The following is a 12,351-nucleotide window of genomic DNA, read 5'->3' on the forward strand; positions in this document are numbered from 1 at the left end:
TAAAGGAAATAAATGGTTCAGTCCTAAATGGATATCGCAACCAGCGATATCCATTTAGGACCGGGCACAATGGGTGAGAATATTGTGCTCCAGGGGCTAACCTTGATGCAGGTGCCCCTGGGTACCCGCTTGTCGGTTGGTGAGGCGTTACTCGAACTTACTGAAGTTCGGATACCCTGTAAGCATACGAATTATGATTAGTTGGAGCGACTGCTGACCTGACGTACCTCTAACTCGTCTTCTTCATACTCTTCTTCATATGGTTCTGGCTGCGTCAATTGGAAGATTGCCAGTAAGAACATGACGAGCATGATTATGTGGAGCGCTGTACACCAGGCGCAAATATTATGCAGGTAGACAAGCTCGGCATAGACCAGATAGAGAGCGGTCAACACGCCTATCCCAAACCAGGCTACCTCGATGAGCTTGAGCTGCCGTCGCTCTGGCCAGACGCGCCAGGCCAGAAAGGCCAGAATGCCACTGACCACAAACCAGAGTAATCCTGGAACCGAGATGGGAATCGTGGTACCGGGTACTACCGAGAAGGAGCTGGAGAGGACACGTTCACAATTAATCACTCCACTCGTAGAGCAGGCAACGGGCACCTTATCATAATGGGCAATGGTTAAATAGATGGAAATCGCTACGCCGACTACTGAAAGTATAAGATAGGTGAGTTGAGCACCAAATCTACGCACATCCGTCATTCGCACCTCTTTTTTGTCTGTATGTTTAACCGTTATGACAGTCTACACTGCTGGTTGTTCTGTAGATAGCATATGCTGAGTTCTGCAAACTGTCAATCAATCTCCATCTATCATTCAGAGCTTTCCAGGACCCTTTGAGAGGTCATACTTTTGCGATGGGCGAGGTGACCTGATCAGAAAAATGGCAGGCGGCATAATGTTCGCGCCCCTCTTTGGCTTCAAAGGCTGGCTCAACCTGCTTACAAATATCCTGGGCCATCGGACAGCGGGTATGGAAACGACAGCCAGTGGGTATATGCATGGGACTAGGCAGGTCGCCGGTGAGGATGATGCGCTGGCGCTTTTTCTCAATCTGCGGATCGGGAATAGGCACGGCCGAGAGTAAGGCGCGCGTGTAGGGATGTTTAGGTGCTAGATAGAGTTCGTCCCGGTCGGCGATCTCTACAATTTTGCCCAGGTACATAACAGCGACGCGATCAGCGACATGACGGACAACACTGAGGTCATGCGAGATAAACAGGTAGGTCAGGTTGAACTGGCGTTGCAGACTTCGTAACAGATTCAAGACTTGCGCACGTACCGAGACATCCAGCGCTGAGACTGGCTCGTCGGCAATGATCAATTCAGGATTGAGCGCCAGTGCACGGGCGACAGCGATACGTTGACGCTGACCGCCACTGAACTCATGAGGATAACGATCAATGTATTCGGGTCGCAGGCCTACCACATCGAGCAACTCTTTGGTACGATCCTGGATCTCCTGTTTTGTGCCCATTTTATAAATATGCATGGGTTCCGCAACCAGGGATCCAATAGTGAAGCGTGGATTAAGCGAAGCGAAAGGATCCTGAAAGACCATCTGGACCTGACGGCGCATATTCCAGAGCTCATCGTTCCTGGCCTTCCCGAGATCCTTGCCCGAGAACAGAATCTCCCCAGAGGTGGGCTCATAGAGGCGCACAATGGTACGGCCAATAGTAGTTTTACCTGATCCACTCTCACCGACCAGGCCCAACGTCTGTCCACGTTCAATGCTAAAGCTGACATCGTCCACGGCCCGCACCTGACCAACGGTATGTTGAAAAATAATACCACGAGTAACGGGAAAATACTTTTTCAGGTTACGGACATCCAGTAAAAGCTGGTTGCCAACGAGCGTATCTGTCATCTAAGAGGCCTCCTCTCTGTCTCTAGCTTATGCGTCCTGCGTCGCGACTCTGGCTCCTACTGGCTGCAATTTTGCCTGTAGGGCTTCACGACGAGCCTGCTGTCGCTGGCGCGCCATAGCTTGCTGGCTGGGATCTGTAACATCGGCCCAGCAGGCTTTATGATGGGTAGGATCATCGGCAAGAGGATCCAGGGGCGGCATTTCCTGACAGGCAGCCCGGGCAAACGAGCAGCGCGGCATAAAAGGACAGCCGGTGGGTGGGTGCAGCAGGTCAGGGGCGAACCTTCAATGGTATTAAGTTCCTGCTGGCGCGCTTCATCCAGACGCGGCACAGAGGAAAGGAGTCCCAGTGTATAAGGATGGCTGGGATGGGCAAAAAGCTGGGCGGTGGGAGCTTCTTCAACAACTTTGCCCGCATACATGACGATGACACGATCGGCGATACCAGCGACAACGCCAAGATCATGGGTAATCAGAATCAATGAGGTCCCCAGGTCTTTGCACACTCCGTCAATCAATTCAAGGATCTGAGCCTGCACGGTTACATCCAGGGCGGTGGTGGGCTCATCAGCGATCAAAAGCTGCGGATTACAGGCCAGGGCGATGGCAATCATTACACGTTGACGCATACCACCACTGAATTGATGGGGATAAGCATCAATGCGCTCACGGGCTGCTGGAATACCCACCTGCTCCAATAAAGCAATGGCTCGCCGCCGGGCCTCATCAGAGCGGAGTTTCAAATGGATCTTCAGGCCTTCCGCGATCTGCTTACCAATCGTCATGGTTGGATTGAGGCAGGCCATAGGATCCTGAAAGATCATGCCGATCTGGCCACCACGCACGCTACGCATGGTTTTTTCCGAAACATCCAGTAAATCCTGACCGGCAAAGTTGATCGTGCCTCCCACATACTCTCCGGGTGGCTGTGCAACCAGGCGCATAATTGAGAGGGCCGTCACACTTTTACCACAACCACTCTCACCCACAATCGCGACTTTTTCACCAGCTGCGACTGAGAAACTGACGCCATCGACTGCGTGTACATAGCCACTCCGCGTCTTAAAATAGGTCTTTAAATCCTGAACATCCAGCAAATATTCCTTCAAATTCAACTCTCCTTTGGCTGAAAAGATGCTTTCAACGGGATCGAGACGGAAATTGCCAGGCCTACCTATCCACCCTGCTACTTATACCTTATACGATTACCGTTTTCTATCCGCTTCGGATGGAAGCAGAGAGCAAAAAAATTGCTTCTACCATAAAAGACGCCAGGGAAGCCAAAAAAGTGAAGAAATGCTGGCGCATCAGGATAAAGAGGCCGCCAGTAGCCCGCGCTCAACGATCAAATCTACAAAAAGCGTTTTATAGCCAACTTCATCGAACAGGACAACCATTTTATCGCCTTCATAGCGCAGGACCAGGCCACCTCCCCAACTTTTGTGCACGACTTTAGAGTTAATGGGGAAGGGTAGACTATTGATGTCTTCTATCACAATGATGCCTGCGTCACAATTATCACAGTTTGCACAGGGCTGCTGCTCCTGATTTTCACCAAAGTAGTTTAACAGGAATTCGCGACGGCAGTCGCCAACTTCAGCATAGCAGCGGATCATCTCGATGCGTGAGCGATCAAATTCGCGACGAGAATGGTGCGCATCCATAGCCGCCTGAGTTACTTCATCGAGATTGTCAATGACACCATTGGAGATAACTTCGCCAGTGGGGAGAGATTTGATAGCTCCGCTCTCTTCCAGGCGTGTCAGGGCCTCGGCCAGTTTTGAGCGCGAGAGATGTGTCTCAGCCGCCAGTTCTTGCAGGGTAACTGGTTCGGGCTGGTCCTGGATTATGCGTGCCACAAGTTCTACCTGGTCAATGTCGATACGACCGGCTCCAGCGAAGAAACGGTGGATACGCAGATCTTCGGTACGATAAAAGAGGATGGCACGTGCAGGCAGGCCATCACGTCCGGCACGACCAACTTCCTGATAATAGGAATCGAGCGAGTCGCTGATATCATAGTGATAGACAAAACGCACGTTGGGTTTGTCTATACCCATACCAAAAGCAACGGTGGCAACGATAACTTCAATCTCATCATCCATAAACTGGGACTGCACCTGCTCGCGCTCGACGGGCCGCATGCCTGCGTGATAATAGGCAGCCTTCACATCCAATGCACACAGTGCATTAGAGATTTCTTCAGCATGCTTGCGCGTGGCGGTATAGATGATGCCAGGCCGCTCGGATTCCAGCACACGTTCGAGCAGGGCTTTCTTTTTATCCGCTTCTTCGCGGAATTTCTCAACGCCCAGCCAGATATTAGGTCGATCAAAACCCTGTACAATCATCTGGGGATTTTTTAGTTGCAGGCGCTCAATGATTTCTTCACGCACCAGGGGAGCCGCCGTCGCGGTTAAGGCTACCACAGTTGGATGGCCAAGGGCATCGATAATCGCGCTCAGGCGCAGGTACTCAGGCCGGAAATCATGGCCCCATTCACTGATACAGTGTGCTTCATCAATGACAAAGAGAGCTGGCCGGGCCGCTTGTAGCTGAGTAACAAGTTCCTCGCTATTAAATTGCTCGGGAGCCAGGAAGAGAAAGTTGAGGGTCCCATCTTTAAGCTGCTCCAGGACCTTCTGACGCTCTGGCTCGCGCATGGTCGAGTTGATCAGAGCCGCCTTGCCGAGCTTTAAATCATCGATGGCTTCAACCTGGTCACGTTGCAAGGCAATCAAAGGAGAAACAATAATCGCTGGTCCTTTGAGCATCAACGTGGTGACCTGATAGATCAAAGATTTCCCTAATCCTGTGGGCAAAATAGCAATGGTATCGTTACCGTCAAGAATCGAGCGGATAGCTGCTGCCTGCCCTGGCCGCAACTCTTCATAACCAAATTTTTCACGAGTAATGCGTTCGAGCTGTCGTGTGCTCTTTCTTCTAATCATCCTCGTCGTCATCCGTTCATCAGTGATGTGGTGTGCCATTGCGTTTACTGCACCATTGCAATAAAGCATACAATTGGCCCATCCATAATAAGCATTCCCCACGGTCTGAAATAGACCATTGGAAGCTTCTGTATAAGGAACGAATGATATTGAAAAACGGATGAACTAAAGTATAAATGGATAAAATTGGTACTTAATTTCCAGCTGTAGCAGCTTCAGCATCATAGGTGATAGTCCAGATAGCATGGGTATGCGGCACTTGCATAGAACCATCATCCGCTGACGTGGGTGCCTCCGGATGTTGCTGAGAAAGAGGTAGAGTAATAAACAGGGCCCGGCGCTCATCAGGAAAAGTCTGGATCTCCAGGTGGCCGTTATGGCGCTCAACGATTTTCCGCGAGATATAAAAGCCAGCGCCGAGTGAGCTCACACCTTGATCGCGGAGTGTAATCATGGCTTCATTGCCTATTTGTTGCAACATGACCGTAGTTGAATTTTCCTGCTGTGTAGCCGAGCGGGTACTATCCAATAACATTGATAAAACCTGACGGATCTGGCCTTCATCAACTTCTACTTCCAGAGGTCCATTCCCACCTTCGTGCTCCAGTTTCATTGAGGTACCAGCAACCTCTTCTTCCAGAATGTTGCGGCACAACTGGGTTAGATCACAACGCTGACGACGCAGAATAAAACTCTTTGTCTCAATGTCTGAGGTATTCAACAATTCCTGTACCAGGAGTTCGGTGCGCTCGATCGAAACTTCGATATCGGCAAAACTTCTGGTTACAATCTCGGAGAGTTCACTGTTCCCCAGCTTCTGTTGAAGTAGTTGGGTCAAATTCTTCAGGCGTGTCACCGGTTCATTCAGTTCTTGCGAAACCAGGCTCACAACTTTATCTTTGGTGGAATGAGCTTCAGCCAGTTCATCCGTACGTTGCTGCACCAGCACTTCCAGGGAGCGTGTGTAGAGCTCTAAAGCTTGCTGCTGCTCCTGCACTTGATGGCGCAGCTCACAGGTCTGGATAGCTCGCAGCAAAGCGGCCACAAAGTTATCGCGCTCGATCGGCTTCTGAATATAATCGTAGGCGCCACCGCGCAGAGCCTGAATAGCTAAATCGTGCTCACCATGTCCGGTAATCAAAATAGTTGGAGTATCGGGCTGGGCCTCGCGAATTTTGCCAAGCAACGTCAAGCCATCCATTTCGGGCATCTTGATATCACTGACAACGGCTGCATAAGGCTTCTTTTGCAATAACTGCAAGGCCTCCTGGGCGGACTGGGCAGTCTCGACCTTCACTTCGGGCAACCGCAAAGCCAGCATACGAGGTAAGGCATGAAGTAGAGAAGTGTCATCATCAACAATGAGAATAGTAGAATTTGACGCGCTGGACGAGGCGGGTGACACATCTTGCTGTGAAAAACGGAACTCACAAGAACGAGCCAGCAGTCCACCATGGAGACGAATGCCAACCTGGTCAAGCGTCATCAGATACCAGCCTGCAGAGTCCATTGCAACCTGTCCTGGTACCCAGGAGCCAAAGACACGGATCTCTATACGTTCACCAGTTGATAGCTCATGGCCATCCAAAAGCAAGTGATTGCGTTCTTCATCAAAAACAAGTGTCCAATTCATCTCATGAGTAATTTTATCATCCATCATTGTTGTCATTCCATTATTTGTATTTAACATATATACAGGAAGCCTGACAGAATCACACTGCCACCCCCTGGACGTTATTTATCCTTACTTGCAATAGATTCTTACGTTTTTACGTTTACCTACAATGCCATTCACCATAAAAAAACTGCGTAAATACGCTATAAGCGTTTCTGAATACGATATCATTGTCCCATTATCCTGTGCAATCTGACATATAGAATAGCCAATATGGGCCTGTACATTAGTACCTTAAGCGCTATGACCCATTTGCATAGAATCATTCACTTTTGCTCACTTTTGATATATTCTTTAATTGTAGAGGTATGAAGTATTTTTCTATAGATGAGGTAAATCTTCACGACGACACGAGCAGATATCAATGGAGATATGGGCAAAAATGAACACATTAGAAGTACAAGCAGTTGTAAAGCGCTTTGGTAACATGCTCGCCCTGGATCATTTGAGCCTGACACTGGCCGATGAGGATTTTTTAACATTGCTCGGTCCCTCAAATAGTGGAAAATCTACCCTCTTCCAACTGATTGCTGGACTTGACCATCCCGATACAGGACGTCTATATTGGAATGCCATCGATATGACGGACAGGCATTCAGCCTTGCGCAATGTAGCACTGGTCTCACAGAAATATGGTTTAATGTCTCAGTTGAACGTTTATGATAACGTCGATCAGGCGTTACGTTTTCGTCGATTATCAAAAAAAGAACGCCAGCAGCGTGTGTTGAGCGCACTGGAACTACTTCAACTACAGCCACTACAGAAAAGCTCTCTGAAAACGTTATCTGGGGGTGAATTACAGCGGGTGGCGATTGCACGCGCAATGGTACGAGATGCTGACATATATCTTTTTGATGAGCCAACCACACAGCTAGATCCGCATGCACGCTATCGTGTCCAACAGGCCATGCTGCTAGTCCATCGAATCAAGTCCTCGATCAGTATGTATGCAACGCAGAGTCCTGCGGATGCCTTTGCCATGGGAGGCCGCATCGCTATTATCAACCAGGGACGCATTGAACAGATTGGTACTGCCGATAGCCTGTTAAGCCGACCAGCTAACCTGTTTGTGGCACAGCTTCTAAATCAACCATTGCTGAACCAGTTGTCAGCCACCCTTCAAACTACTGAAGATGGCTATATAGTAAGATCCGGAGAATTAAGGCTCGTACTAAATGCCAGTTGGCGCGCCGCATTATCACCATCAGGACCGCAAACACAACTTATACTCGGTATTCGGTCCGGAAAAATCATGTTTGAGTGGACACTCAAGTCAATCAATACAACGAACTATATCTTACTTAAGGCTTATGTTCTTGGAATCGAATTATTAATGGGTCACTGGACCGTTCAACTCAACATTGGCCACAAAGTAACGTTAATGGCCGAGCTAAAAGATATCCAGCAACCCACACTCCAGATAGGTTCCTACATCACCATCGGACTCGATCCAGCTGACATCTATCTCTTCGATCCCCACACCACCACCCTCATCTCGCCCCAGTTGTAAGCGCTAACCAATCAAGGGGAAAGCTCAAACCAATGGGGTGAGAGCTGAGGCCAATCGAGGTCAAGCCTCGAACCTACGGGACGTGTTTTGTGATGCGTTGTAACACTTTTTCGCAAAACCCGATACTATATGCGGATCAAGTGCGTGCCACTCAATCGAGTGACTTCGCCTGATTATCAATAGTATGTTAGGAACGAATGATGCAGGAACCATCGCTCTCAACCCGTAAAGACAGCACCAGCATTTCTGCGCTCTACCAACAATATGCAGCCAGTGTTTTTTCTTATCTGCATGCCCATAGTGCTTCCCGCGAGGATGCGGAAGATCTACTGGTGGAAATTTTTCTGGCTGCCCTGGAGAGTCCTTCGTTTCTCCAGATGGCCGCAGAACATCAACGCCTGTGGATATGGCGTGTAGCCCACAATAAAGTCGCAGATATCTATCGGACGCCCGTCTACCGCTCTCAACTGCGTATGGATGAACTCACGGACGAGATACAGGATAGTGAAGGTGATCATCCCGAACTCGTTGCAGAACGCAACGAGAGATATACACGTCTTCATCACCATATTCAAACGCTACCCGGCATTCAACAACATATGTTGCGGCTACGCTTTGTATACGGCATGCGCTGCAATGAGATCGCGGAACAGATGGGCAAGAAACATGGCGCGATACGAACCCAACTTTCTCGTACATTGAATACATTACGCTCGATTTATGAAAAGGATTAAGGGAGAAACGCGATGTCTATACACGAAGAAGAGTCATTTCAACCCGAACTGCTAGATGAGCAAATTGAACAATGCTTAGCGACGGGCACACAACAAAAGACCAGCATGACTTACCAGATGCTACAAGATTTACAGATCTCCCTGGAAATCGAAGCCGAGAAAGATCCCAGGGCTGCGGATAAGCACTCGCTCGAACAAGCATGGCAACGCATCTCACTCGCGGGTAGCATTGATACACATTCAAGCATCCAAACAAGCCAAAAAGATGTAGCACCGCTACCAATAATAGTACCGCAACAATATCGCAGACAAACGGCTCGTAGTCAGCGCTGGCCACACCTTAGTGTGTTAGTAGCAGTACTGGTTGCGGCACTCCTGGTGGGAAGTATGTTAATAACATTGAAGGTTTTTCAAACTTCCCAACATACAGCACAACCCACTACTCCAACCAAACCCATTGGCTCAGTCATAACACATATTGATAAGCCTGTTCCCATATTGTTTTTATGGTCAAGAGACAGTAAAAACCTTCTATCATCTAATATTGACCCAAACCAACATCCAGGTATTAATATATGGAATGCATATACGGGAAAACCCAAAAGTATATCATTACATCTAAATGATCCTAAAGATGGTCGTGCACTTTTAATGTCACCTGACCAAAGGTCTATTGTTGATATAGTTCCAGATAATATTAACATTTGGAATATAGAGAAACGATCTATAGCCACCAAACTAGCCTTATCCCATTCACTTAAAATGTCTGATGTGGACTATTCTGCGACATGGTCACCTGACTCTACTAAATTGGCGGTAGATAGTAATGGTAAATTGACAATTTGGGATGCCAAAAGTGGACAGGTGCTCCATATATTCTCAGTTCCTGCCAACCTACAAAATCTTAGACTCAAATGGTTACAAGATAATGTTCATCTCATTGGGATTAACAAACAAGCAATTATGAAATGGGATACTTCCACTGGACAGTTGCTACAATCCTTGTCGCTTACATCAGAATTAGCAAACAAGGAGGAAATATATTCCATTGACTCATCTCCTAATGGTAAATATATAGCAGGCATATTCCATACAACAATTAAAGATCAAGTGATTCTTCATATATGGGATACAAATACCCTTCAGGCAATTCCAGCAATGAACAAAACACTTGAAAATCCTGCCATGATAAATACAACGTCAACCAGATTACTTACCTGGTCTCCTGATTCTACACGGCTGGCTTTAAATATTCAACATGCTGCATTAAATCAGCCAGATGAAATTCAAGTAATTAATGCAGCAACAGGCCAAACTATGACACATTTTCAAGATAAATACTCAATGATCCGTGAATTGGATTGGTCACCTGATAGTAAACATATTGTGTCATCAAGCCTTGATAAAAAGAATGCAGTGGTAGCCAATCCATATAAAAACACGACAAAAGACATTGTAAGCGTGGTACAAATCAATAATGCGGCAAATGGAGAGAGAGAATATACATTTGCGCCTCAGAATGGCATGACTATACAAATAACATGGTCACCAGATGGTAAGCTGATTGCAGGCCTTCAGACAGGAAAAAATTCCATTTACGTGTGGAGTGCAGCTTGAGCACATAGCGCTATACGAGGTAGATATTGTCCGCAATGGATAGTATCTATCTCGTTTTTATGTTCTCAGGAGCAGCATTACCAGTTCACATACTCTATGTTAGAAGCCCACGTCATCTGGTCTCAAAAGCACAACCAGGCAGATATGTTATACTATAAGAAATTCAAGTGCAGGTTATGGGACAGAAGAAAAGCCAGGCTTATTCTTCATTCTGCCTGGCAAGAATTCTGAGGTACATCATGACGGAAATAAAACCACAAACATTAACGAGCATACCAAGCCCTCCATAGCCGGTGCAGAGAGTTAAGAGTCCAATTGAGAAACAAATAGCGCTGAGTATCGCCCATTTGCGGCCAGGAGTTTCCATCCCATTTCCCCTTTAAATCAGGATCAGATAACATGATACTTTTTTGATATATTCTTATGCAATTATACACAATATCCATTCTGTTAGACGCTCTTTACGATATACAGATTAGTGCTAAAAGCCAGAAATTTTATGGAGGCTGGCTATACAAATATGCTATATCCAAATGTACCGAGATTTTTTGGCTATTTATACCCTTCCATTACATAAGAGGTTGTAGAATAGAAGAAAAGCTTTATTTTTCTATCGATTGCGCCGATCTTCATAGATAATTATTTATTTTTTTGCTAGCAAGGATTACTACATGTACGATCGAGACAAAACTATGCCGTTGCCAGGCATTCCACCCCAACACGATCGAGACAAAACTATGCCGTTGCCAGGCATTCCACCACAACACAATCCGAAACAAAAAAAATATAGTCGCCGTCTGATTATTTCGGTGGTTGGAGCCAGCCTGGTTATTATTAGTGCACTCATGTTTTTACCTTTTGTACAGACATATTTCAATTCATCAACAAATGGTGCGCAGGCGGTGAGGCCAAAACCAAAACCGAAGCCAACCTCGACACCAACCCCAACTCCGATACCGTTTAATCCTTCGGTTGGCGCAGTGCTACCCACACATCGGGTCGTAGCTTTCTATGCAGTGCCTGGAGCTGAGGTAACAGGACCTGCCTATGCGCCGGATGCTCAGATGCTAGCAAATCTAAAGGCACAGGGAGCCGCCTATACCAATGCAGATCCAGCCCATCCTGTACAACTGGGAATAGATCTGGTCGTCAGCGTGCCCGATAACTATCCTGGACCACAGCAAACGTATAGCCATCATGTTGATGCTGCGACGATTCAAAGCTATATTGATTTCTGCAAAAGTAACAATCTACTTCTCTTCCTGGACCTTAACTTTGGGCAAGCGCCCATCAAGCCTGAGCTAGAATATTTTATGCCGTATCTGGAGCACTACGCATTTGTGCATATGGCGATTGATCCAGAATGGATGTTTCCACGCCGTGATGGAATTCCAGGAACAAATTTGAGTAATGTGCGAGCCGCAGACTTAAAACCAGCCATTGAGGATCTGGCTGACATTCCAATGAAGTATCATCTACCACGAAAAATCTTGATCATCCACCAATATCGAGGTGATGGTGACTTGATGAATAATCCTTTTGATGCTGGTCAGGCCGAGATCGCCGATAAACGGAACCTGTTTTCAGATCCGCGCGTCGATGTGGTCATGCATGTGGATAGCGTGGGTGGTTTTCCAGGCGATCATCAGGAAAAAGAGCTACAGTATAGTCAATGGGTCAAAGATGATATGCAAAAATACAATAACTTCAAGTATGGTGGATTTAAAATCTTCTATCGACTTGAAGCCAAGATGGGGTTAATGACTCCACAAGAGGTTCTATCAATGGCCCCGGCTCCGATGGTCGTTACCTATGGTAACTGATGAGCAATCAACATTTGAGTACCCCGGTATCTTGCTGCTGCGTAAGCAAATCCAGAGTGAGGCTGAGACCTGAGCTTGCATCAATTCCATTTGAAGCCATAGTGCATACAGTCCTTTTCTCTTCTAAAAATTAAAGTATGACAAAACATAACCCACCACAAACCAC

Annotated in this window: 10 protein-coding genes and 1 pseudogene; 5 read left to right on the plus strand and 6 right to left on the minus strand. The window is 47.1% G+C overall.

Annotated features, from left to right (window positions below):
- The first annotated feature begins 27 nt into the window (after nucleotides 1-27).
- Nucleotides 28-201, plus strand: coding sequence for an MOSC domain-containing protein (locus KDW_RS31560; protein ID WP_162004959.1), 174 nt, complete (start codon nucleotides 28-30; stop codon nucleotides 199-201).
- On the opposite strand, the gene KDW_RS04910 is transcribed toward KDW_RS31560, so the two are convergent.
- The 5 genes and pseudogenes from KDW_RS04910 to KDW_RS04930 form a co-directional block, all read right to left on the minus strand.
- Nucleotides 198-707 carry a vitamin K epoxide reductase family protein gene (locus tag KDW_RS04910; protein WP_151754927.1) on the minus strand — a complete coding sequence of 170 codons (510 nt, stop codon included), beginning with the start codon at nucleotides 705-707 and terminating at the stop codon, nucleotides 198-200. The two genes, KDW_RS31560 and KDW_RS04910, sit on opposite strands and share 4 nt — an antisense overlap.
- 142 nt (nucleotides 708-849) lie before the next feature.
- The gene (locus KDW_RS04915) at nucleotides 850-1,875 is read right to left on the minus strand and encodes an ABC transporter ATP-binding protein (RefSeq protein ID WP_151754928.1); all 1,026 of its coding nucleotides are present in this window, start codon (nucleotides 1,873-1,875) and stop codon (nucleotides 850-852) included.
- 27 nt (nucleotides 1,876-1,902) lie between these two features.
- Nucleotides 1,903-2,984 (minus strand): annotated as a pseudogene (locus KDW_RS04920) (ABC transporter ATP-binding protein).
- 198 nt (nucleotides 2,985-3,182) lie between these two features.
- Complete coding sequence (locus KDW_RS04925; RefSeq protein WP_233097618.1) at nucleotides 3,183-4,865, minus strand: RecQ family ATP-dependent DNA helicase; 1,683 nt, start codon at nucleotides 4,863-4,865, stop codon at nucleotides 3,183-3,185.
- A gap of 154 nt (nucleotides 4,866-5,019) precedes the next feature.
- Entirely contained in the window at nucleotides 5,020-6,486 is a 1,467-nt protein-coding gene (locus KDW_RS04930) for a response regulator (RefSeq protein ID WP_162004960.1), read from the minus strand.
- A 397-nt stretch (nucleotides 6,487-6,883) separates the two neighbouring features.
- Here KDW_RS04930 and KDW_RS04935 point away from each other — a divergent pair, with 397 nt between their 5' ends.
- From KDW_RS04935 to KDW_RS04945, 3 genes are all read left to right on the plus strand, one after another.
- Nucleotides 6,884-8,011, plus strand: a complete 1,128-nt coding sequence (locus KDW_RS04935) for an ABC transporter ATP-binding protein (RefSeq protein ID WP_162004961.1) — start codon at nucleotides 6,884-6,886, stop codon at nucleotides 8,009-8,011.
- 197 nt (nucleotides 8,012-8,208) lie between these two features.
- On the plus strand, nucleotides 8,209-8,745 hold the full coding sequence (locus KDW_RS04940) for an RNA polymerase sigma factor (protein WP_233097619.1): 537 nt from the start codon (nucleotides 8,209-8,211) through the stop codon (nucleotides 8,743-8,745).
- A 12-nt stretch (nucleotides 8,746-8,757) separates the two neighbouring features.
- On the plus strand, nucleotides 8,758-10,362 hold the full coding sequence (locus tag KDW_RS04945) for a WD40 repeat domain-containing protein (protein WP_151754931.1): 1,605 nt from the start codon (nucleotides 8,758-8,760) through the stop codon (nucleotides 10,360-10,362).
- A gap of 199 nt (nucleotides 10,363-10,561) precedes the next feature.
- Here KDW_RS04945 and KDW_RS33635 read toward each other — a convergent pair whose 3' ends face one another.
- Nucleotides 10,562-10,729 (minus strand): hypothetical protein, encoded by a 168-nt coding sequence (locus KDW_RS33635; RefSeq protein ID WP_233097621.1) that lies wholly within the window; start codon nucleotides 10,727-10,729, stop codon nucleotides 10,562-10,564.
- Between the two features lie 304 nt (nucleotides 10,730-11,033).
- Here KDW_RS33635 and KDW_RS04950 point away from each other — a divergent pair, with 304 nt between their 5' ends.
- Nucleotides 11,034-12,185, plus strand: coding sequence for a hypothetical protein (locus tag KDW_RS04950; protein ID WP_198925195.1), 1,152 nt, complete (start codon nucleotides 11,034-11,036; stop codon nucleotides 12,183-12,185).
- Nucleotides 12,186-12,351 lie beyond the last annotated feature (166 nt).

Origin of the sequence: Dictyobacter vulcani (assembly GCF_008974265.1) — a bacterium.
GTDB classification, from domain to species: domain Bacteria; phylum Chloroflexota; class Ktedonobacteria; order Ktedonobacterales; family Ktedonobacteraceae; genus Dictyobacter; species Dictyobacter vulcani.

Excerpts from the sequence above, each read along its gene's own strand:
- KDW_RS31560 (WP_162004959.1), top strand. The coding sequence starts at position 28 with ATGGATATCGCAACCAGCGATATCCATTTAGGACCGGGCACAATGGGT.
- KDW_RS04910 (WP_151754927.1), bottom strand. The coding sequence starts at position 707 with ATGACGGATGTGCGTAGATTTGGTGCTCAACTCACCTATCTTATACTT.
- KDW_RS04915 (WP_151754928.1), bottom strand. The coding sequence starts at position 1,875 with ATGACAGATACGCTCGTTGGCAACCAGCTTTTACTGGATGTCCGTAAC.
- KDW_RS04925 (WP_233097618.1), bottom strand. The coding sequence starts at position 4,865 with ATGGCACACCACATCACTGATGAACGGATGACGACGAGGATGATTAGA.
- KDW_RS04930 (WP_162004960.1), bottom strand. The coding sequence starts at position 6,486 with ATGATGGATGATAAAATTACTCATGAGATGAATTGGACACTTGTTTTT.
- KDW_RS04935 (WP_162004961.1), top strand. The coding sequence starts at position 6,884 with ATGAACACATTAGAAGTACAAGCAGTTGTAAAGCGCTTTGGTAACATG.
- KDW_RS04940 (WP_233097619.1), top strand. The coding sequence starts at position 8,209 with ATGATGCAGGAACCATCGCTCTCAACCCGTAAAGACAGCACCAGCATT.
- KDW_RS04945 (WP_151754931.1), top strand. The coding sequence starts at position 8,758 with ATGTCTATACACGAAGAAGAGTCATTTCAACCCGAACTGCTAGATGAG.
- KDW_RS33635 (WP_233097621.1), bottom strand. The coding sequence starts at position 10,729 with ATGGAAACTCCTGGCCGCAAATGGGCGATACTCAGCGCTATTTGTTTC.
- KDW_RS04950 (WP_198925195.1), top strand. The coding sequence starts at position 11,034 with ATGTACGATCGAGACAAAACTATGCCGTTGCCAGGCATTCCACCCCAA.